The 20442-nt window shown below is 72.6% G+C and carries 19 protein-coding genes; 5 read left to right on the top strand and 14 right to left on the bottom strand.

Annotated features, from left to right (window positions below; translation table 11 throughout):
* Positions 1 to 82 precede the first annotated feature (82 nt).
* Complete coding sequence (locus tag BSZ37_RS16275) at positions 83 to 2146, top strand: peptidyl-prolyl cis-trans isomerase (protein WP_179299697.1); 2064 nt, start codon at positions 83 to 85, stop codon at positions 2144 to 2146.
* Positions 2147 to 2149: 3 nt separating this feature from the next.
* On the opposite strand, the gene BSZ37_RS16280 is transcribed toward BSZ37_RS16275, so the two are convergent.
* The 8 genes from BSZ37_RS16280 to BSZ37_RS16315 all read right to left on the bottom strand — a co-directional run bounded on the left by BSZ37_RS16280 (position 2150) and on the right by BSZ37_RS16315 (position 10828).
* Positions 2150 to 3559, bottom strand: coding sequence for an AMP-binding protein (locus tag BSZ37_RS16280; protein ID WP_095511569.1), 1410 nt, complete (start codon positions 3557 to 3559; stop codon positions 2150 to 2152).
* Positions 3556 to 4620: an o-succinylbenzoate synthase gene (gene menC / locus BSZ37_RS16285; RefSeq protein WP_095511570.1), complete on the bottom strand. Its 1065-nt coding sequence runs from the start codon at positions 4618 to 4620 to the stop codon at positions 3556 to 3558. The genes BSZ37_RS16280 and menC overlap by 4 nt, the downstream gene beginning before the upstream one ends.
* Positions 4617 to 5537, bottom strand: coding sequence for a 1,4-dihydroxy-2-naphthoate polyprenyltransferase (locus BSZ37_RS16290; protein ID WP_218830533.1), 921 nt, complete (start codon positions 5535 to 5537; stop codon positions 4617 to 4619). The genes menC and BSZ37_RS16290 overlap by 4 nt, the downstream gene beginning before the upstream one ends.
* Positions 5534 to 5878, bottom strand: a complete 345-nt coding sequence (locus tag BSZ37_RS16295) for a hypothetical protein (RefSeq protein ID WP_095511572.1) — start codon at positions 5876 to 5878, stop codon at positions 5534 to 5536. The genes BSZ37_RS16290 and BSZ37_RS16295 overlap by 4 nt, the downstream gene beginning before the upstream one ends.
* Positions 5879 to 5986: 108 nt before the next feature.
* Positions 5987 to 6889, bottom strand: coding sequence for a 1,4-dihydroxy-2-naphthoyl-CoA synthase (gene menB / locus BSZ37_RS16300; protein ID WP_095511573.1), 903 nt, complete (start codon positions 6887 to 6889; stop codon positions 5987 to 5989).
* On the bottom strand, positions 6882 to 7631 hold the full coding sequence (locus BSZ37_RS16305; protein WP_095511574.1) for an alpha/beta fold hydrolase: 750 nt from the start codon (positions 7629 to 7631) through the stop codon (positions 6882 to 6884). Before BSZ37_RS16305 ends, menB begins: the two co-directional genes overlap by 8 nt.
* Complete coding sequence (gene menD / locus BSZ37_RS16310; RefSeq protein WP_179299698.1) at positions 7628 to 9427, bottom strand: 2-succinyl-5-enolpyruvyl-6-hydroxy-3-cyclohexene-1-carboxylic-acid synthase; 1800 nt, start codon at positions 9425 to 9427, stop codon at positions 7628 to 7630. The genes BSZ37_RS16305 and menD overlap by 4 nt, the downstream gene beginning before the upstream one ends.
* Before the next feature lie 24 nt (positions 9428 to 9451).
* On the bottom strand, positions 9452 to 10828 hold the full coding sequence (locus tag BSZ37_RS16315; RefSeq protein WP_095511575.1) for an isochorismate synthase: 1377 nt from the start codon (positions 10826 to 10828) through the stop codon (positions 9452 to 9454).
* Between the two features lie 153 nt (positions 10829 to 10981).
* Between BSZ37_RS16315 and ubiE the strand changes: the two genes are divergently transcribed.
* Positions 10982 to 11710 (top strand): bifunctional demethylmenaquinone methyltransferase/2-methoxy-6-polyprenyl-1,4-benzoquinol methylase UbiE, encoded by a 729-nt coding sequence (ubiE, locus tag BSZ37_RS16320; protein ID WP_425442619.1) that lies wholly within the window; start codon positions 10982 to 10984, stop codon positions 11708 to 11710.
* 3 nt (positions 11711 to 11713) lie between these two features.
* Here the strand turns inward: ubiE and dapF are convergent, their stop codons facing one another.
* Positions 11714 to 12589, bottom strand: a complete 876-nt coding sequence (dapF, locus tag BSZ37_RS16325; protein WP_095511576.1) for a diaminopimelate epimerase — start codon at positions 12587 to 12589, stop codon at positions 11714 to 11716.
* 197 nt (positions 12590 to 12786) lie between these two features.
* On the opposite strand from dapF, the gene BSZ37_RS16330 reads away from it, so the two are divergent.
* Together BSZ37_RS16330 and BSZ37_RS16335 are read left to right on the top strand one after the other, a co-directional pair.
* Entirely contained in the window at positions 12787 to 13695 is a 909-nt protein-coding gene (locus tag BSZ37_RS16330; protein WP_095512429.1) for a PhoH family protein, read from the top strand.
* Positions 13696 to 13764: 69 nt separating this feature from the next.
* On the top strand, positions 13765 to 14553 hold the full coding sequence (locus BSZ37_RS16335; protein WP_179299699.1) for an MBL fold metallo-hydrolase: 789 nt from the start codon (positions 13765 to 13767) through the stop codon (positions 14551 to 14553).
* Positions 14554 to 14563: 10 nt separating this feature from the next.
* Here the strand turns inward: BSZ37_RS16335 and BSZ37_RS16340 are convergent, their stop codons facing one another.
* Together BSZ37_RS16340 and BSZ37_RS16345 are read right to left on the bottom strand one after the other, a co-directional pair.
* Complete coding sequence (locus tag BSZ37_RS16340; protein ID WP_095511578.1) at positions 14564 to 15211, bottom strand: NUDIX hydrolase; 648 nt, start codon at positions 15209 to 15211, stop codon at positions 14564 to 14566.
* 90 nt (positions 15212 to 15301) lie between these two features.
* A complete protein-coding gene (locus BSZ37_RS16345) occupies positions 15302 to 16096 on the bottom strand; it encodes an SDR family NAD(P)-dependent oxidoreductase (RefSeq protein WP_095511579.1) in 795 nt (264 codons plus the stop codon).
* Positions 16097 to 16512: 416 nt separating this feature from the next.
* Here BSZ37_RS16345 and BSZ37_RS16350 point away from each other — a divergent pair, with 416 nt between their 5' ends.
* Positions 16513 to 16791, top strand: a complete 279-nt coding sequence (locus BSZ37_RS16350; protein WP_095511580.1) for a hypothetical protein — start codon at positions 16513 to 16515, stop codon at positions 16789 to 16791.
* An 81-nt stretch (positions 16792 to 16872) separates the two neighbouring features.
* On the opposite strand, the gene BSZ37_RS16355 is transcribed toward BSZ37_RS16350, so the two are convergent.
* The 3 genes from BSZ37_RS16355 to BSZ37_RS16365 form a co-directional block, all read right to left on the bottom strand.
* Positions 16873 to 17718: a 3-hydroxybutyryl-CoA dehydrogenase gene (locus tag BSZ37_RS16355; protein ID WP_095511581.1), complete on the bottom strand. Its 846-nt coding sequence runs from the start codon at positions 17716 to 17718 to the stop codon at positions 16873 to 16875.
* A gap of 82 nt (positions 17719 to 17800) precedes the next feature.
* Positions 17801 to 18973 carry a thiolase family protein gene (locus tag BSZ37_RS16360; protein ID WP_095511582.1) on the bottom strand — a complete coding sequence of 391 codons (1173 nt, stop codon included), beginning with the start codon at positions 18971 to 18973 and terminating at the stop codon, positions 17801 to 17803.
* Positions 18974 to 19119: 146 nt separating this feature from the next.
* Positions 19120 to 20310 carry a glycosyltransferase family 4 protein gene (locus BSZ37_RS16365; protein ID WP_095511583.1) on the bottom strand — a complete coding sequence of 397 codons (1191 nt, stop codon included), beginning with the start codon at positions 20308 to 20310 and terminating at the stop codon, positions 19120 to 19122.
* Between the last annotated feature and the right edge of the window lie 132 nt (positions 20311 to 20442).

The raw sequence follows: 20442 nt of genomic DNA on the forward strand, positions 1-20442 counted from the left end.
GGTGCCGCGCGATTCCCGCGGTGGCGCCGTTCGAGTACGACGATCGAGACAGACTCCGCGGAGGCGGATCGACATGGGAGTGATGAACAGCATTCGCGAGCGCGCCGGCGGCTTCATGGTCGGCGTCCTGGTGGTCGCCTTCGGCGGCCTCTGGGCGCTCCAGGACTCCGGCGCATTCGACGCCGTCGGCCTCGGGCCGGACGGCCGGACCATCGGCGAGGTCGACGGCGAGCCCATCGAGGGCGAGCTCTACCAGCGCGCCGTCGACCAGCAGCTCGACGCCTACCAGGCCCAGGGCCTCGAGGTCACGGGCTCGCTCCAGCGCAACATCGAGGACCGCGTGTTCGACAGCCTCGTCGACAACGCGCTCGTCGAGCGCGAGATGGACCGGCTCGGCGTCGAGGTCACCGACGACGAGGTGTTCGAGCTCATCACGGGCCCGACCCCCGACCCGCTCATCGCGCAGGTCTTCCCCGACGGGCAGGGCGGCGTCGACCGGGCCGCGCTCCAGCAAGTCGTCGAGGACCCGCAGTTCGCGGAGCAACTCCAGGCCATCGAGGAGCAGGTCCGCCGGAACCGCCGGCAGGCCAAGCTCTCGGCCCTCATCACGGCCACGACGCGCGTGACGCCGTCCGAGCTCCAGTCCGAGTTCGTCCGCCAGAACCGCCGCGCGACCGCCGAGCTCGTCGCGCTCCGCTACGCCGACGTCCCCGACGATCAGGTCGAGGTCTCGGACCGCGACCTCCGGAGCTACTACGATGACCACATCGAGGACTTCGAGCGGGACGCGTCGTACTCCATCGAGTATGTGGCCTTCGACAAGGCCCCGACCGCGGCCGACTCGGCCCGCGCGACGGACGAGCTCCAGGGCCTCGTACAGGGCTTCCGCCAGGCGCCGGACCCCGTGGCCTATGCCCGCCGCAACTCGTTCGGCGCCGCCGTCGACCCCGCGTTCGTCGGCGCCGGCGACCTCCCGGCCGAGTTGGCCTCGGCGGTCTACTCGAACCTGACCGAGGGCCGCGTGGTCGGGCCCGTGGTGGCCGGCGACCGGGCCTACGTCGCCCGGATCCAGGGCCTCCGCGACGGCGACGCGACGGCCGTCAAGGCCCGCCACATCCTCTTTCCGGCCGGCTCGGAGGACCAGGCCCGCCAGGTCCGCGAGCAGATCAACAGCGGCGACCTCTCGTTCGCCGCGGCGGCCCGTCAGTTCTCGACGGACCGGAGCAACAGCGCCCAGGGCGGCGACCTCGGCTGGTTCGGCGAGGGCCGGATGGTCGAGGCGTTCGAGCAGGCCGCCTTCGCCGCGCCCGAGGGCCAGGTGATCGGGCCCGTCCAGAGCCCGTTCGGCGTCCACCTCATCCTGGTCGAGGACCGGGCCACGTCGGAGGTGCAGCTCGTCCAGATCGAGCGGCCCGTCGAGGCCGACTTCGGCCGCGTGCTCGGCGAGGCCGAGGACTTCGCCGCCTTTATCGAGCTTGAGGACCGCGACTTCGCCGAGGAGGCCCAGGAGCGCGGCATCGCCCCGACGCCGGTCGAGGTCCAGGACAGCCAGGCCCAGGTGCCCGGCCTCGAGCTGGGCCGCGACTTCTTCCGCTTCCTCCGCCGCGCCGACGAGGGCCAGGTGTCGGAGCCGTTCGACGCGGGGGGTAGCTTCATCGTCGCCCGACTGGTGGAGCGCCGCGAGGCCGGTCCGGCCCCCTTCGAGGAGGTCCGCGGGCAGGTCGAGACGGAGGTCCTGACCGAACGCAAGAAGGAGGTCCAGACGGCCGCGCTCCAGAACGCGCTCGACGGCGCCTCCTCCCTCGGCGCGATCGCCGCCGCGGCCGGGACGGACGTCGAGACCGTGTCGGACCTCAGCATGGTCCAGGGGACGATCCCGAACTACGGCGTCGAGCCGCGCGCCGTCGGCGCCGCGTTCGGGCTCCAGCCGGGCCAGCGGAGCGGCGTCATCGCCGGCGACCAGGCCGCCTTCGTCGTCCGCACGACGTCGCTCACGGGCGCGACCGACGGCGAGTTCACGGCGGACGCCCGGACCTCGATCCGCGAGCAGCTCCTCCAGCAGAAGCGCTCGCGCGTCCTCCAGGCGTGGCTCCAGGGCCTCCGCGACGAGGCCGAGGTCGACGACTTCCGCAACGACCTGCTGTAGCGACTAGGACCTGGGGACGTGGGACTGGGGATCGTCCCCCCTCCCGTTCTCGCCAGACCCTGCCGCCCGGCGCTCCGCTTCACGCGTGAGCGCCGGGCGGTCCGGTTTCAGGCCTTCCGCGCCGCGCCAGGTGTGGAAGGCGACCGGCACCATGAACCCGGGCAAGGAAGCGCGAACCGCGTCCCCCAGCGCGACCCCGTTCACCTCGGCGTCGCCGTCGAGGCGGACGAAGGCGACCGGCCGGGCCCCGAACTCGGCATCAGGAACGGGCACGACGACGGCCTCTCGGACGCTGTCGAGCGCCAGCAGCGCCGCCTCGATGGCTTCTGGGCGAACGTTCTCGCCGCCCGACACGAACTGCAGATCGACGCGGCCGGTGACCACGAGCCGGCCCTCGGCGTCGAGATGCCCGACGTCGCCCGTCGGGTGCCACGTGGGCGCGGGCTGAAGGCCGTCCGGCCCGAGGGTCCCGGCGAACCGCGTCGGTCCGGAGACTTCGATCTCCCCAGACTCGGCGATGCGGAGGTCGCGGTGCGGGAGGGGCCGGCCAGAGGTCGCGAGCTCGACTCGGTCGGCGCCGGGCGCGGTCGCCGTGACGGTCGAGGTCATCTCCGTCATCCCGTAGCTGGTGACGGCGGGGACGCCCGCCTCGACCGCCGCGTCCAACAGGTCGGCCGGGACGGCGCTGCCGCCGAGCAGAACGGCGTCGAGGCCGCTCAGGTCGGCGCCGGCGTCGAGCAGCCGGCGGAGTTGGGTCGCGACGAACGAGGCGTGGGTCGGGCGGAGGCCGCTGATGCCCTCGACGAGCCCGAGGTCGGGCGGAGGAATGGCGATGGTCGCACCGGCCAGCGCGCACCGGACCACGACGCCGAGCCCACCGACGTGGTACAGCGGGAGATCGAGCAGCCACCGGCTCCGCTCGGTCACGCCCAGCGCCTCGTTCACGCCCCGCGCGCTCCACACGTGGTTGCCGACGGTGTGGAGGATCGCCTTCGGGGTTCCGGTCGAGCCCGACGTGTGGACGACGGTGAACGGTCGGTCGAGCGGGATCGACGGCGCCCCTCCCCTCGCGTCTCCCTCCGCCTCAGCGCCGAGGCGGGCGAGGTCGGCGTCGGTGAGGGCACGGTCGATACCGAGCCGGCCGAGCGCTTGGGCGACGGCGGCCGGCCTCCACCGCGTCGAGAGCGGGACGAGGACGCGGCCGGTGCGAAGCGCGGCCAGGACCCACACGACGAGGTCGGGCGACGTGTCGGCGCAGACGGCGACGCGTTCGGGCATCGCCGTTAGCCGTGCGGCGGCGTCCCCCACCCGGACGTCGAGGTCATGCCACGTCCACGTCTCGGCGCCAGTCGCCAGCGCGGGCGCCTCCGGCCGCGTCTCGGCGTGATGGCGGACGGGGTCGGGGACAGTCACGGGATCGAGACGGCGGGTGGCGACGCGAACAAGCCAGGCATGTCGACGCGAGCGCGGTCAAACGGGAGAGGCGAGAGCACGTCGGCTGCCAGCCACCGGTACGTGTCGAGCCCGGCCGGCTCAGCGCCCGTCGCCGCGGCCAACGCCGCGATGCCTCGGAGCCCGACGCCGCTCTCGAACGCCGCGCTCAGCACGGGCCGCACGCCGGCCGCCCGCGCCGCCGCCGCAAGCGCCAGCGTCCGCGCGACGCCGCCGAGGAGCGTCGGCTTGAGGACCGCGGCCTCGGCCCACCCCCGGATCGCGGTCCCGCCGCCGGGCTCCTGGAGCGTCTCGTCGAGCGCGAGAGGAAGGCCCGTGTCGTGCCAGAGCTCGGGCATCCGCTCTGGCTCGGCGAGGGGCTCCTCGACGTAATCGAGCACGACGCCGTCGACGCCCTCCGCAAACGCCACGGCCTCGTCCCACGACCACGCCCGGTTCGCGTCCAGTCGGAGCGCGACGGCCGCTGGCAACGCCTCATCGACCGCGCGGACGAGCGCCACGTCCTCGGCCACCCGCTGGCGCCCCACCTTGAGCTTTACCGCCACATACCCCGCCTTGGCGAGCCACAGGGCCGACTCGACCGCGGCATCGCCGGTCCCCATAACGAGCCCGTTGAGCGGGAGGACGACCGCGGGGTCGGGGTGAAGCACCTGCGGGGGCGTTCGCCCGACTTCGAGGGCTGCGAGGTCGAGGAGCGCCAGGTCGACGGCGAACCGTACCGAGGCGGGCAGGCCCGCGGCGTCGAGCGCAGCCGCGAGGGCTCCGCCTGGCAACCCCGCGCCCACGTCGATCTCGCGCCCCACGAGCGCCGCCCCGAGGTCACGCAGCGTGGACTCCGCCTCCGCCAGCGACTCGCGGCTGAACCCGGGGAGTGGAGCCGCGTCGCCCCACCCGACATGCCCTCCGATGCTCTCGACCCGAAAAAGAAGCCCATCTCGGGCCTCTCTCCGCTCGCTGTTCCACATGACCGGCTCCGCGAGGGGCAGCCGGTACGGCAGCACGCGAACGTCGGCGATCGTCACGTCAGCACCCAGCCGAGGGCGAAGGTGACCGAATACAGGAAGAGCAGCCCGGCGGTCTTGCCGAGGAGCGGGTTGAGGACCGCCGGGTCTTCCGTCGTCGCGAGCGTGCGGACGAGGCGACGGCCGAGGAGCGCCGCCAGCACGGCCGCGGCGAGCACGCCGAGATGATCGCGCGACACGAGCGCGAGCGCGGCCGGCACAACGACGGCGCCCGAGATGCAGTGGTTGTAGAGCCGGACGCCAAACGGCCGCCCGAACCGGACCACCAGCGTCCGCTTGTCGGCCGCCCGGTCCTCTTCCACGTCACGGACGTTGTTGGCAAGCAGGATGGCCGTGGCCAGAAACCCCGGGCCGAGGCCGGCGATGGGCACCCACCCCGGCAGGTCGAGCGCCTGCACGTAGTACGTCCCGCCGACGGCGACCGGCCCGAAGAAGACGAGGACGAAAAGGTCCGCCAGCCCGGTGTAGGCGAGGGCGTAGCGGCCGGCGGTGTAGGCGTAGCCGCTGGCGATCGACGCCAGCCCCACCGCGAGGATCGGCCAGCCGCCGCGGAGGATGAGGGCGATACCGGCCGCGAAGGCGAGCCCGAACGCGACGGCCGCCGCCGTCCGCATCTGCCCGGCCGTCACGAGACCCGCCGCCGTCGCGCGTGTCGGCCCCTTCCGCGCGGCGGTGTCGGCCCCGCGGACGAAGTCCTCGGCGTCGTTGGCGTAGTTCGTCCCGACCTGGATGAGGACGGCGCCGAGGAGCGCGCACGTCGCGGCGAGCGCGTGGAAGGCCCCGGCCTCGACCGCGAGCGCGATCCCGACCAGGACGGGCGCGATGGCGGCCGGCAGCGTCTTGGGCCGCGCGGCGTCGAGCCAGACCCTCCACCTCGGCACCGAGGCGGACGGGGTCGTGGGCGAGGCGTCGGTCACGTGATCCACAGGTCGAGGCGGTCGAGGAGCGCGTCGAGCTCGCGGCGATGGCGGCGCTTGAACTTGAGAAGGAGCGCGCCTTCCGTCGCGCCGGGCACGTCGCCGATGAGGCGCATCGGTCGCGTCCGGATCGTGAGCTTGTCGCCGAAGAACCCGCGCTGGTGGCGGACCTCTTCGAGGTCCGTGAGCTCGAACCGAAACGTCTCGGCGCTCCGGTCGAACATCCCGAACACCTTGACCTGGACCTCGATCACGACCTCGTCTTCGTCCACGCGGATCGCCCCGCGGCCTTCGGAAAAGCCGCCGTGGACGTCGCCGGTCGCGAAGGGGACGGAGAGCACGGGGAAGTCAGGTCGGGTGATCGGGTGAGGTCAGAAGTGAGGATCAGGAGGTGACGTTCGTTCGGGTTGCCCCCTTCTGACCTCATCCGATCCTACCTCCGCCCTATGCTACGGTCGGTAGCCGTCGGCGTCGAAGTTCGGGGGGCGGCCGGCGAGGTAGGCGTTCTTGCCCTCTTGGCCCTCCTCGGTCATGTAGAACAGCATCGTCGCGTGGCCCGCCAGCTCCTGGAGCCCGGCGCCGCCGTCCTCGTCGGCGTTCGCGGCGGCCTTGATCATGCGGATGGCAATGTTCGAGTTCTGGAGGATCTCGCGGCTCCACTGGACCGTCTCGCGCTCGAGCTCGGCGAGCGGGACGACCGTGTTGACGAGGCCCATGTCGAGCGCCTCCTGTGCCGAGTAGGGCCGACAGAGGAACCAGATCTCGCGCGCCTTCTTCTGCCCGACGATCCGGGCGAGGTGCGCCGTGCCATACCCCGCGTCGAAACTCCCGACCTTCGGGCCGGTCTGCATAAACCGCGCGTTGTCGCTGGCGATCGTGAGGTCGCACACGACGTGGAGCACGTGCCCGCCGCCGACGGCCCAGCCGTTGACGGCCGCGATCACCGGCTTCGGCATCTTGCGGATCCGCGTCTGGAAGTCGAGCACGTTGAGCCGCTGCGTGCCGGTCTCCTGGCCCTCGGCCATCTCCTTGTAGCCGTGGTCGCCGCGGATCCGCTGGTCGCCGCCGGAGCAGAACGCCTTGTCGCCGGCGCCCGTCAGCACGAACACGCCGACCGAGGGGTCGTCACGGGCGTCGTCGATGGCCCGGATCATCTCGGTGACGGTCGTCGGGCGGAACGCGTTGCGGACCTCGGGGCGGTTGATGGTCACGCGCGCGATGCCGACCGTGTCGGTCCCGGGCGCGCCCTTCTCGTAGACGATGTCCTCGAAGTCGCCGACGGACTCCCACTCGAAGGGGGCGGAGACGGTCGGGCGGTCGGTGAAGTGGTGCTTCTTCTTGGTCTCAGCCATCGGAGGGCGGATCGGGTCGGGTCAGGAAGTCGGTGAGGAGCGCGGCGAGGGCGTCAGGGGCCTCGGCCGGGAGGAGGTGGGCGGCGCCGGGAACGATGGCCGTCTCGAACCCGCCGGCCTCGGCCATCTGCTGAGCGAGACGAACGAACTTGGCGTCGCGGGCGCCTGCTACGGCGAGCGTCGGGGCGCGGATTCCGGCGAGCGCGTCCCAGTGGCTCGGCTGCGCGCCGGTGCCCATGCCCTCGAGGGATCGCCCGAGGCCGGCCGGGTCGTTGTGCGCGATCCGGTCGGCCGTGAGCCGGTGGCGGAGATCGTCGGGCAGACTGAACAGCGGCATCCGGTACCAGCGATCGACGAACGCCGGGAGGTCGGCGGCGATCTCGGCGGCGCGGGCCGCGTCGAGCGCCCGTCGCTCGGCCCGTTCCGCCTCGGCGCGGAGCCCGGGGGAGGCGGAGATGAGCACGAGCCGCCGGACGGCCTCCGGACGCGTCACGGCAACGTGGAGCGCCAGCCGTCCGCCCATCGAGTACCCGACGAGGTCGACCGGAGCTTCTGCCTGGCTTGCAACGAGGTCGGCCGCGCCGTCCACGGTGTGGGCCGCCTCGGGGAGCGCGTGGGCAGACCCGTGGCCGGGGAGGTCGGGCGCGTGGACGTCCCAGTCCGTCGGCAGGCCGAGGCGGACGGAGTCCCAGTCGGCGCCGCGGCCGAGGAACCCGTGGAGCAGGACGACGGGCGGCCTCATCTCCCGCTCAGCGCCTGGTCGACGGCCTCGGCGCAGGCGGCCTCGATCCGACGGCGGAGCGCGGTCTGTTGCTCACGGCTTGTCCGCACCTCGATGAGCACCGACGCGCCCGACGACAACCCCTGGTCGATCGCGGCCTCCAGCGCCTCGACGGACTCCGGCGCGTTGTACGCGAGCCCGGCCTGCGCCGCGGCGTGCTCGAACGTCAGTCCGTGCGGCGTGCCGAAAAACCGCTCGAACGTGTCCTCGACTAACCGGCCCTCACCGTGGGCGATGGGGAGCCGATGGAAGATCCCGCCACCGTCGTTGTTGACGCAGACGACGATGACCGGCAACCCGTCGCGGAGCAGCGCGAGGCTCGTCTGGTCGTGGAGCAGCGCGAGGTCGCCGATGAGGAGCCCCGTCGGGAGGCCCCGTCCGCGGGCGAACCCGGCGGCCGTGGCAACCGTCCCGTCGATCCCGCTGGCGCCGCGGTTCGCGGTGACGACGACGGCCGGCCCGCCCGCCTCGGCGTACGTGTCGAGGTCCCGAACGGGCATCGACGCAGCCGCCACGAGCCCCGCCCCTTTGGGGAGCGCGCGGACGATGGCCCGGGCGACGACAGGCTCGGAGAGGCCAGACTCGGCCAGAATGGAGTCCGCCGCCCGGCGGGCGGCCTGGGACGCCGCGCGCCAGCCGGACCGCCAGCCGTCTCCCAAGCGGCCCGTGCGGCGAGCGTCGCGCGACGCCAGCGACTCGTCGAGCGCCATGGCGACCGGGCCGACCGGCGCGACCAGCCGGTGCGTCACCCGGTGGACGGGGTCGATCCGCTCTCGACGGGGATGGACGTGGACGTAGAGGTCGGGTCGGGCGTCGGCGATCCACTGGGCCACGCGCTTCGACGTCGGCCGGCCGCCGAACTGGAGGACGGCCTCCGGGTGGAGGGCGCGGAGGGTGGCGCTCGTCAGCGCGAGATCGACCGCGACCGCCGCCTCGGGGACGTGACCGAGGCGCGCGCCCGAGAGGAGGTCCGGGAGGAGCGGCCAGCCGAGCCGGTCCGCGATCTCGGCCGCGGCGGTCGGCGTCTCGGCGTCCTCCGTGTCGAGCGGTCCGAGCACCACGACGCCCCGCTCGACCCCGTGGAGCCCATGCGCGAGCTCGCCGACTTCCGGGCGGACCGTCGGGGCGAGCCGGCGCGTGTACGGCTCCTCTCCCCCTGCCCACCCACCCAGCGCGTCCAATCGCACCGAAGGGTCGGATCCATCTGGCGTCCCCCCCAGCGGCTCCCGAAACGGGAGGTTGAGGTGGACCGGCCCGCCGTCGCACGCCCGAGAAACGGCTTCCGCGGCCGTCGTCAGGACCACCGCCGGGTCCACGGCCGGCGTCGGTGTCCCAAGATCGTGCGCCCAGAGGGCGACGGTCGCGAACAGGCCGGGCTGACGGATGGCCTGGTTCGCCCCGGTTTCGCGGAGCTCGGGCGGCCGGTCCGCCGTGAGGAGCACCATCGGCACGCCCGACTGGCGTGCCTCGACGGCGGCGGGGAGCAGGTTGGCGACGGCCGTCCCCGAGGTCGTCACGACGGCGGCAGGGCGGCCCGTCGCGCGGCCCCACCCGAGCGCGACGAAGCCCGCGGCCCGCTCGTCCCAGTGCACGAGCGCCTCGGCCTTCGGGTTGTTGGCGACGGCGACCGCGAGGGGCGTGCTCCGCGAGCCGGGGCAGACCACGAAGAACGTCGTCCCCTGGCGGACCAACTCCTCGACGAGCAGCGCCGCCCAGAGGTGGTTGACGTTCGGGGCGGAGACGAGGTGCGGCAGCACGGGGAGAGACGGAGGGCCGGGTGCCTACGCCTCGACGCGCGCGTCGAGCCCGAGCACGCGAGCGAAATCGCCGATCTTGTGCTCGATCTCGGCCCACTCGGAGGCCGGGTCGGAGCCAGCGACGATGCCGGCGCCGGAGTACAGCGAGAGCGTCCGCCCGTCGACGAGCCCGGAGCGGATGCCCACGGCGAGGTCGGCCGCCTCGCGGCCCCGCTCGTCCCGGCCGATCCAGCCGATAGGCCCGGCGTAGAGCCCGCGGTCGAACGGCTCCAGCCGGTCGATGGCGTCGAGCGCCTCCGGCGTGGGCGTCCCGCCGACGGCCGGCGTCGGGTGGAGCGCCCGCAGCACGTCGAGCACGCCGGTCGAGGCGGGCAGGGTCGCGCGGATGCCGGTGTGGAGGTGCCGGCCCCGGGCCAGCGTCATCGCGCCGGCCTCGGAATCGACCTCGACGCGCTCGGCCAGGGGCGCGAGCGCGTCCGCGATGGCGTCGCGGACGTAGACGTGCTCCCGGCGGTCCTTTTCGCTGGCCATGAGCTCGGCGCGGAGCGCGTCGTCGGCGGCGTCCGTTTCCGAGCGCGGCCGGGTTCCAGCGACGGCCTCCGTCGAGAGCTCGCGACCGTCGATCCGGACGAGCCGCTCCGGCGTGGCCGTCAGGAACGCTGACTCTCCGTCGGGCGACGTGAGGGCGTGGTAACACCGCGGCGTGGCCGCTTCGAGCCGCTGGAGCAGCCCGGCGGCGTCGACGGGCTCCTCGAACGAGAACCGCGCGCGGCGGGCGAGGACCACCTTTTCGAGATCGCCGTCCTCGAACGCCGCCAGCGACCAGCGAAGCATCCGGTCCCATTCCGCCCGCGCGGGATCGTCCCGGCGCATGTACGGGAGTGCGAGCTCGCCCTCGGCTTCGGGCGCGGGGCCACAGAGCGCAGCGAGCGCGGCGTGCGCCACCGTCGGGGATTCGCCCGGCGCGAGGTGGACGGCGAGCCGGGCCGTCCGGCCATCCGAGCGGAGCTCGACGCGGGGCAGCACGACGCGGACCGCGCCGAACGCGGCCCACTCCTCCCCCACCTCAGCCGCGGCATCGAACCGGGCCGTCGCGAACAGGCGGGCGCCAGCCGGAAGCGAGCCCATCAGGTCATCGACCGCGTCCGCGTCCGTGAGTGACCGGGCGTCGATGGTGAGGGCGGCGCCCACGCCGGCACGGGCCTCGTCGTCTCCCCGGCCCCGCCAGTAGTGGACCGGAGCCCCCTTCTGTCTCGCCACCCACCGGAGCGGGTCGACGGGGTCGACGGGCGTTTCGACACGCAGGACGCAACGTCCCGACCAGCCGCGGACGACTCGATCGAGGGCCTTCGCGAGGCGGAGGGCGGGCGCGGAGGCCGGGGCGAGCGGGGTGGCGGGCACGGGCGCGGGGGGGACGTCCGAAGGTACGGGTGTCAGGAACTACCTGACCTCCCGCCTTCGGGTTTCAGAAAATAGTGAAAGCATGGAGCCTTCACCCACCCCGGGCACCCCGAGCGCCCCTGGTCGGTAACGTGGTCCCCTCCGCCCCCTCCCATCGTGACCAAACCGCCCATCGGCCAGGCCCCCGGCAAGCGCGAGCACGTCGAGGCCATGTTCGACGAGATCGCCCCGCGCTACGACCTGCTCAACCGGGTCCTGTCGTTCGGCATCGACGTCCGGTGGCGGAAGCAGGCCGTGGCGTTCCTCGCCGAGGCCATCGACGGCCGCCCCGAGCGGCTCCTCGACGTGGCGACCGGCACGGCCGACCTCGCCATCGAGGCGCTCCGCCTCGGCGGCGACGTGGTCGGAGTCGACATCTCGGAGGGCATGCTGAGCGGCGGCCGCGAGAAGATCCAGAAGCGCGGGCTGACCGATCGCGTCACGCTCGTCCAGGGCGACGCGGCCGACCTCCCCTTCGAGGACGACCGGTTCGACGGCGCGCTCGTGGCGTTCGGCGTCCGCAACTTCGAGGACCTCCAGGCCGGGCTGGAGGGGATCCGCCGCGTGCTCCGGCCGGGCGCCCCGCTCGTCATCCTCGAGTTCAGCCACCCGACGGCGTTCCCAGTCAAGCAGGGCTACGAGTTCTACTCGAAGCACGTCCTCCCGCGCGTCGGCAAGGCCGTCTCTGGCTCGTCGGAGGCCTACGAATACCTCCCGGAGTCGGTCGCCGCCTTCCCGGACGGCGAGGACTTCCTGGCGGTGATGCGTGCGGCCGGCTATTCCGCGCCGGCTGTCAAGCCGCTGACGTTCGGGATCTCGAGCCTCTATCGCGGTCGGGCCTGAGACTCACCCGAGCCACGCGATGGTGCCCTCGTAGACTGTCTCGGCCGGCCCCGCGAGCGTGAGGTCCGAGATCTCGTCGCCGTCGACGCGGAAACCGACGATCAGCGTCCCGCCCGGCATCTCGACCGCGACCGACTGTCTCTCGGCGTCGCCGAGGTGCCCGTCGAGGCGGGCCGCTAAAGCCGAGGCCATCGCGCCCGTCCCGCACGCGAGCGTCTCGGCCTCGACCCCTTTTTCGAACGTCCGCGCCCGGACGCGCGCCTCGGGGCCCGTCTCGACGACCTCGACGAAGTTGACGTTGGCACCCGTCGGCTCGAACGCGGGATCACGGCGGAGACGCGGGCCGGCGCCCGCGACGTCGGCCGTTTCGACATCCGCCGTGAACACGACGGCGTGCTCGGTCCCGGTCCAGATTTGGAGGACACGCTCGCCCCCGGAGATGTCCGCCACGCCGAACCCGCGCGGCGGCGGCACGTCGAGTTCGACCGGGCCGGACGGCTCGCCCCCCTCGACCCGGGCGCGGTACGGGCCGCCGTCCGTGTCGAACGCGAGGTGGACGACCCCGTCCGCCTCGGCGCCGAGGCCGGCGCGGACGGCGAACCGGGCGAGGCAGCGCGCGCCGTTGCCGCACATCGTCCCGAGGGAGCCGTCGGCGTTTCGGTAGCGCATGCGGAAGTCGGCGTCGGAGTCGTTCGCCGGTTCGTCGAGCGCCAGGAGGCCGTCGGCGCCGACGCCGGTGCGGCGCGGGCAAAAGCGCCGGGCGATCGCCGCGAGCTCGTCGTCGGAGAAGTGGAGGAACCGGTTGTCGAGGACGACGAAGTCGTTGCCGGCGCCGTTCATCTTGGTGAACGGGACGACGAGGGGCGTGCGGACGATCATGCGCGCCGTACGCCGTCCGTCCCACACCGATCCCGGTCCGATCCCGGACCCCCGGTCGCGCGCGCGCGTAGCCGCCTCTGACGCCCCGTCGTCTCCCCCGCCCCGCTAGCTTCCATCTCCCCACGCCCCCCGACCGCTTGGCCGAGATCACCGACACCGTCGACCGCACCATCACCGTCAACGGCGCCGAGCCGCTGATGCTCTTCGGATTCAACGACGTCTACCTCCGCAAGATCGAGTCCGCCTTCTCCGACACCCGTGTCGTCGCGCGCGGCGACCAGCTCAAGCTCCGCGGGCCCGAGTCCCAAGTGGACCGGATCGAGCGCGTGGTCGGCGAGCTGGTGATGATCCTGAACCGGAACGGCAACCTCACCGAGAACGACGTCGACACGGTCCTCGACCTCGCGCGCGTCGGGACCGGGCTGCGCCGCTCGGCCGGCCAGGACGCCATCTTGTTCACGCCGGCGGGCGGGACGATCCAGGCCAAGACGCCGGGCCAGACGCGGCTCGTCGAGGCCGCCCGCCAGTCCGACATCGTGTTCGCCGTCGGGCCGGCCGGCACGGGCAAGACCTACACGGCCGTCGCGCTCGCCGTCGGCGCGCTGAAGAGCCGGCAGGTCAAGAAGATCGTCCTCACGCGCCCGGCCGTCGAGGCCGGCGAGAGCCTCGGCTTCCTCCCCGGCGGGTTCAAGGACAAGGTCGACCCGTACCTCCGGCCCCTGTACGACGCCCTCGAGGACATGATCGAGCGCGAGAAGCTCCAGAGCTACCTCGAGCGGAACATCGTCGAGATCGTCCCCCTCGCGTACATGCGCGGGCGGACGCTGAACAGCGCGTTCGTCATCCTCGACGAGGCCCAGAACGCCACCGCGGGCCAGATGAAGATGTTCTTGACGCGCCTCGGCGCCGGCAGCCGCGCCATCGTCACCGGCGACGCGTCGCAGACTGACCTCCCGAGCCGCACGCAGTCCGGCCTCGTCCGCGCCCGCGAGATCCTCGACGGCGTCGACGGGATCGACTTTATCGACTTCGGCAAGGAGGACGTCGTCCGCCACAAGCTGGTGAAGGACATCATCGAGGCCTACGAGCGGGCCGGGAACGACTAGCGAATCGATGGGAAAGGCGGAACGGGAGCGGGCCGCAGCGGTCCCCTCACCCGCTTCCCCCGACGACCTGTGCAGTACGGCGACCTCGAGATCCACGCGCTCCCCGAGGGGCGGTTCACCGTCGGCACGGACAAGCGGTTCGTGCCGCACGCCGAGGGCGACCCGGCGCGGAAGGGGACGCTGTTCATCTCGGTCACGCCGTTCTTGGTCCGCGCGCCCGAGAGCACGTTCCTCATCGACACCGGCCTCGGGTCGTGGGCGGAGGGCCGGGGGACCGAGTTCCTGATCGAGGGCCTCGCCCGCCTCGGCGTCGCGCCCGAGGCGGTCGACCGCGTGGTCCTGTCGCACCTCCACTTCGACCACTCGGGCGGCGCCATCACGCCCGTCGGCGCCGAGTGGCGGCCGACGTTCCCCAACGCCGACTACGTGATCCAGAACGCGGAGGTCACGGCCGAGGGCTACCACGGCGAGTCGGAGCGTGCCCGCGAGCTCGTCGTCGATACGCTCGACCGGGAAGGTCAGCTCGTAGCGGTCGAGGGCGATGCCGAGGTAGGGCCGGTCGCGCTGGAGGTCACGGGCGGGCACACGGGCGCGCACCAGATCGTTCGGATCAGGACCGGCGACCTCCAGGCCGTTTTCGGCGGCGACGTTCTCGGGACGCCGGGTGCCGTCACGCGCCGCTATCAGGCGAAGTACGACGTGGACGGGAAGCGGTCCCAGGAGTGGCGCGACCGGCTCGTCGCCGAGGCCGCCGAGGCGGGCCACCTCCTGCTGTTCTACCACTCGACGAGCCGGCCGGCGGCGTTCGTCGAGGAGAGCGCCAAGGGCGTCCGCGAGGTCGAGCCAGTCCAGCTCTAGACCCTGACCGTCAGGCCACCTCGCGGAGGACGGCGACGAACTCGGCCAGCATCATGGCCGTCGCGCCCCACACCTCGAGGCCGGCGAGGTCGAAGAACGGGACGTCGAACTCGCCCAGCGGCGCCGCCCGCATGGACGACCCGCGGCGTGCGTCGTCGAGCACGTCGGCCAACGGGACCTCGACGACGGCGGCGACCTCCATCTCTTGCGCCACGAACGGCGGGCGCGCGGCCGTCGTCGCCACGATGGGCCAGACCGAGAACCGCGACGGCGGGATGTAGATGGGGGTCAACCGACCCAGCACCTCGACCGCTTCGGGCGCCACGCCGACCTCCTCGAACGCCTCGCGCCGGGCGGCGTCCTCGGGCGTCTCGCCGTCCTCGAGGCTCCCGCCGGGCAGCGAGACCTGTCCTGCGTGGTCGCGGAGGTGCGACCGGCGGACAGTCAGCACGAAGTGAGGCGTGCCGGCCTCGTCGGGATACAGCAGCACGAGCGTCGCCGCGGGGCGCCCCTCGTTGAGCTCGGTCGAGAGGGTCTCGACGGTGGCGCGTGCCGGGAACGGCGCCATCTCGGCGTGCGCGTCGTGGCCGGGGAGCGGCCGGCGGAGGCGGTCGGCGAGCGCGGCGCCGAGGCGGGTGAGGTCGAGGTCCGGGGGCATCGCCCGCCCTACGCGTCGGGGCGGGCGCGGCTCCCGGACCCCGACCACGGCCCAGGTCAGCCCGCCTCGGCGACCCGCCCGAGGCGGGTGCTACCGGCCCTCGACGCGGTCGGCGGCCTCGCCCCGGGCGATCATCGTGAAGCCGGACTGGACGCGCGGCGTGAGCAGGAGCTCCTGGACGTTGACGTGGGCCGGCGCGTGGGCGCAGTACACGACGGCGTCGGCGACGTCCTCGGCCGAGAGCGGCGTCGTGTCGGCGTAGACGGCGTCGGCCCGCTCGCGGTCGCCGTCGAAGCGGACGAGCGAGAAGTCGGTCTCGACCATCCCCGGCGAGACGGCGCTCACGCGGATCGGCGTGCCGTGGAGGTCGACCTTCAGCCCGTCGGTGAGCGCGCGGACGGCGTGCTTAGTGGCGCAGTACACGACACCGCCGGGGTAGACGGTGTGGCCGGCCGTCGAGGCCAGCGTGATGACGTGGCCGCGACCGCGATCCAGCATCCCCGGCACGAGCGCGCGGAGCCCGTTGATCACGCCCTTCACGTTGACGTCCACCATCCGGTCGACATCCTCGACGGTGTTCTTCCACACGGGGTCGAGGCCCTTCGACAGCCCCGCGTTCAGGACGGCCACGTCCACCTCGGCCCAGCCGTCGGGGAGGCCGGCGACGGCGTCGAGGTGGGCCTGCGCGTCGGTCACGTCGAGCGGGACGACGAGGGCGGTGCCCGCGCCGAGCGCGCCGTTGAGGTCGGCGGCGAGCGACTCCAGGGCGTCGGTGGAGCGGGCAGCGAGGACGACGCGGTCGCCGCGGGCGGCGAAGGCGCGGGCGCAGGCGGCGCCGATGCCGGCCGAGGCGCCGGTGATGAACACGGTCAGCGAGTCGGGCATGGGTCCAGGAGAGTGCCCCTCTCGAACCCGCCCTGGCGGGCGCCGATCCCTTCCGGGCCCGCGCCGATTCGAGGGCAGGGCTGACCCGCAAGGCGCCGGCCCTGCGGAGAGACCGACGAGCCTCCCCCCTCTTCCACGCGCTCCGTCCTGCCCGTCCTCGCCCTCTTGCTAGCGCTCCCCGTCGTCGCCGTCTCGGCCGCCAGCGCCCCCTCCTCGGACCGCGCCGCGCGACGAGCCACGAAGTCCGCATCGCGTATGCCTCGACCGAGGGCGACCTCCGCACGGCGACGATCCGCATCGCGCGCCAGCGCGGTGCACGCCCCTCCTGGCGCGGCGCCATCAAGCAGATCGCCGTCCGCGGCCCTGACGGATGGATCCTCATCGAGTCCGTCCGCCCGATCGAGGGCAGCGTCGACGTGCGCGCCCGGATCCCGTCCCCCCGTCATCTCACCGCGTTCGCCCTCCTCACCGAGACGGGTGCGTCGCACGTCTGGACGGATCCCAGCACCAACGATGAGCCCGAGGGCGAGCGCGGGTGTCCGGGGGGCACGTGTCTGGAGATCATCGACCCCTGGACCTGCACCTCCTCCGACCCCGACCCCTGGGGCGAGGACGACGGTAGCGAGGACAAGACGGAAGGGTCCGAGGACGCCGGCAGCGACGACAAGGACGAGTTCATGTCCTTCGGCATCTAGCTTCGGGCACCGATTGGAAGCGGCCCGGCGAGTCGTCAGTCTCGCCGGGCCGCGGAATGTCCGTTCTGCGCGGGCTGGCCGTCAGTCGTAGGTGTAGAACCCCTGACCGGACTTCCGGCCGAGGTAGCCGGCGGCGACCATCTTCCGGAGGAGCGGGCACGGGCGGTACTTGTCCTCTCCGAGCTCGCGGTGGAGCACCTCCAGGATGGCGAGGCACACGTCGAGGCCGATAAAGTCGGCGAGGGTGAGCGGACCCATCGGGTGGGCCATCCCCAGCTTCATGACCGTGTCGACCGCCTCGGCCGTCGCCACGCCCTCGTGGACGCAGAACACGGCCTCGTTGACCATCGGCATGAGCACGCGGTTCGAGACGAACCCGGCCGCGTCGTTGACCTCGACGGGCACCTTCCCGAGGTCCTCGCTGAGCTGGCGGACCGTCTCGTACGTCGCGTCCGACGTCGCGAGGCCGCGGACAACCTCGACCAGCGTCATCACCGGGACCGGGTTGAAAAAGTGCATCCCGATGACCTGATCCGGCCGGCGCGTGGCCGCGGCGATCTGGGTGATCGAGATGGACGACGTGTTGGAGGCGAGGATGGCCGCCTCGGGCGCTGCGTCGTCCATCTGCTCGAAGATCTTGGCCTTGAGCGTCGCGTCCTCCGTCGCCGCCTCGACGACGAGGTCCGCCTCGGAGACGCCGCGGGCGAGGTCGGTCTGCGTGGCGATGCGCCCGAGCGTGGCCTCCTGCTGCTCGGCCGTGATCCGCTCCTTCTTGACCTGCCGGCCGAGGTTGGCGTCGATGGTGCCGAGCGCGGCGTCGAGGCGGGACTGGTCGAGGTCGACGAGCGTGACGGCGTGGCCGGACTGGGCGAACACGTGGGCGATGCCGTTGCCCATCGTGCCAGCGCCGATAACGGTGACGTTCATAGTGAGGACTGGGGACTGCAAGGACTGGGGGGCGAGGGGATGCACGGGAACCGGAGGGTCTCCAGTCCCGAGGGGACACTCCCTAGTCCCGTTCTACGATGATCGCCGTGGCCTCGCCGCCGCCGATGCAGATGGCGGCCAGGCCACGCTTGGCGTCGCGCTCGGCCATGGCGTGGAGGAGCGTCGTGAGAATCCGCGCGCCGCTCGCGCCGATCGGGTGGCCGACGGCAACCGAACCGCCGCGGACGTTGAGCTTCTCGCTCGGGATGCCGAGCGCGTCCTGAGCCGCCAGCGCCACGACCGCGAAGGCCTCGTTCACCTCGAACAGGTCGATGTCGTCGAGCGTCAGCCCGGCCTTGTCGAGCACCTTGTTGACGGCCTCGATGGGCGCCGTCGTGAACTCCATCGGCGCCTGGCTGTGCTGCGAGGTCGCGACGATCCGCGCCATCGGCGTCTTCCCACTCGCCTCCGCCCACTCGGCCGAGGCGACCACGAGCGCGGCGGCGCCGTCGTTGATCGTGCTCGCGTTGGCGGCCGTGACCGTCCCCTCCTTCGAGAACACGGGCCGGAGCTGCGGGATCTTATCGAAGTTGGTCCGCGCCGGCTCCTCGTCCGTGTCGACGACGGTGTCGCCCTTCCGACCGGGGACCGTGACGGGCACGATCTCCTCGGCGAACGCGCCGTTCTCCGTCGAGGCCTGGGCCCGGCGGTAGCTCTCGATCGAGAACGCGTCCTGACGGTCACGGGGGACCCCGCACGTCTCGCCGCACTGGTCGGCCGCCACGCCCATCGCCACGCCGTCGTAGGCGTCGCGGAGCCCGTCGTGGAAGAGCCCGTCGATCAACTCGCCGTTGCCGTAGCCGTAGCCGTAGCGGGCCTTCGGGAGGTAGAACGGTGCTTGGGACATGTTCTCCATGCCGCCCGCGACCACCACCTGCGCGTCGCCCGCCCGGATGGCCTGATCCGCAAGCATGACGGCCTTCATCCCGCTGCCGCAGACCTTGTTGATGGTCATGCAGTGGACCGACTGCGGGAGGCCGGCGCCGAGCGCGGCCTGACGGGCGGGCGCCTGCCCCTCCCCCGCCGTCACCACGTTGCCCATGATCACCTCGTCCACGTCGCCCTCCCCGACATCGGCCCAGGTGAGGGCCCCCCGGATGGCGGTGGCGCCGAGGTCAGGCGCGGAGACGGACGAGAGGGAGCCGCCAAAGGACCCGACGGGCGTGCGGGCGGCGGAGAGGATGACAGAAGCCATGGGGAGAGGGGAAGGCCGGAAGCGTTTCCGACCAAGCTATCCGGCCCCGTCCCCGGTGGCGTTGACGGGGGGTGAAAAGGAGCGCTGGGAGCCCCTCCTCCCGACCAGGTCCCTCGACCTCGACGCCAAGGTGGGATGGGTCGCCGCTACCGCTCCGGGCCAGCGACTGGCTCGAACCGTCCGTGGGGGATCCGGCCGGCCCGAGGCGCCTTGGCGCTCTCGCCGGTGCGCTCCTCGACGAGTTGCCGGAGACGACGCCGATGCTGCGCGAATCGGACGATGGCCACCGGCGATGGCAAATAGTGGACGTAGCTCAGGAACGCGTAGACCCCTCCCGTTCCGGCTGCGAACGTGACCAGTGCGGGGACCCACCGCTGGCCCGACATGACGACGCCGCCGAGCGCCAGGAACGTCCCGAACAGGTAGAGCGTGACGGCCGCCTGCCGGGTCGACATCTGCGCCTGGAGGCGGTGATGGATGTGATCTCGGTCCGCGGAGAAGAGCGGCTTGCCGGTCATGCGGCGGCGCAGGATCGAGACGCCCGTGTCGAGGACCGGGATGCCCATGATCACGGCCGGGATCATGAGGGCGAGAACGGGGTGGGGGTGCGACGTCCCCCGCAGTGCGTACGCCGCCAGGACGTAGCCGAGGAACAGGCTCCCGCTGTCGCCCATGAAGATCGACGCCGGATTGAAGTTGTACCGGAGGAACCCGAAGAGCGCGCCGCTCACGGCCGCCGCCAGCACCAGCGCGCCCAAGTCGCCCCGCATGGCGTGGGCCCCAGCCAGCCCCCAGAACGCGATGGCGACGACGCCCGCCGCCAGCCCGTCCATTCCATCGATCAGGTTGACCGCGTTCATCATCCCGACCATCCACACGACCGTGAGGACGACGGAGACGGCCAATGCCAGACTCCCCCCCCCGAGCGGCCCGTCGAATACCACGACCCGGGCGCCCCCGAGGAAGGCGAGCGCCGTCACCGCGAGCTGGGCGGCGAACTTGGCCCGGTACGTGATCTCGCGGAGGTCGTCCCAGAACCCGACGGCCGCGATACCGAGCGCGCCGAGGACGACGAACGGGTGCGGCAGCGTGAGCGCGCCCGAGATCGAGCGCGGCAGTTCGAGCCGTGCCACCGTCATCACCCCGATGCCGAGGCACGCCGCGCCGACGATGGCGACGCCCCCTACGTTGGGGACCGCCCGGGCGTGGACTTTCCGACGCCCATCCGGGGTATCGATCCACCCAGCGCGGGCTGCGATCCTCCGAACGACGGGAACGAGCGCAAGCGCCGCCACAAGGCTGACGAGGAACCCGAGGGCCAAAGCGATCACGGGCATGACGGACGGGTAGACTGGAGGGATTCGGAGCTCGTAAGGCGACCGTGAGCGCTGTGCCTTAGATACTGCGAAGGGGCCAAGCGAACAAGATCCTCCCGCTCCACGACGGGATTCATCTCATCCCCGTATCGC

Origin of the sequence: Rubrivirga marina, from assembly GCF_002283365.1 — a bacterium.
Lineage (GTDB): Bacteria > Bacteroidota > Rhodothermia > Rhodothermales > Rubricoccaceae > Rubrivirga > Rubrivirga marina.

Coding starts and splice junctions, on each gene's coding strand:
- BSZ37_RS16275 (WP_179299697.1), top strand. CDS start 83: ATGAACAGCATTCGCGAGCGCGCCGGCGGCTTCATGGTCGGCGTCCTG.
- menB (WP_095511573.1), bottom strand. CDS start 6,889: ATGGCTGAGACCAAGAAGAAGCACCACTTCACCGACCGCCCGACCGTC.
- BSZ37_RS16305 (WP_095511574.1), bottom strand. CDS start 7,631: ATGAGGCCGCCCGTCGTCCTGCTCCACGGGTTCCTCGGCCGCGGCGCC.
- dapF (WP_095511576.1), bottom strand. CDS start 12,589: ATGATCGTCCGCACGCCCCTCGTCGTCCCGTTCACCAAGATGAACGGC.
- BSZ37_RS16330 (WP_095512429.1), top strand. CDS start 12,787: ATGCTCTTCGGATTCAACGACGTCTACCTCCGCAAGATCGAGTCCGCC.
- BSZ37_RS16340 (WP_095511578.1), bottom strand. CDS start 15,211: ATGCCCCCGGACCTCGACCTCACCCGCCTCGGCGCCGCGCTCGCCGAC.
- BSZ37_RS16345 (WP_095511579.1), bottom strand. CDS start 16,096: ATGCCCGACTCGCTGACCGTGTTCATCACCGGCGCCTCGGCCGGCATC.
- BSZ37_RS16355 (WP_095511581.1), bottom strand. CDS start 17,718: ATGAACGTCACCGTTATCGGCGCTGGCACGATGGGCAACGGCATCGCC.
- BSZ37_RS16360 (WP_095511582.1), bottom strand. CDS start 18,973: ATGGCTTCTGTCATCCTCTCCGCCGCCCGCACGCCCGTCGGGTCCTTT.
- BSZ37_RS16365 (WP_095511583.1), bottom strand. CDS start 20,310: ATGCCCGTGATCGCTTTGGCCCTCGGGTTCCTCGTCAGCCTTGTGGCG.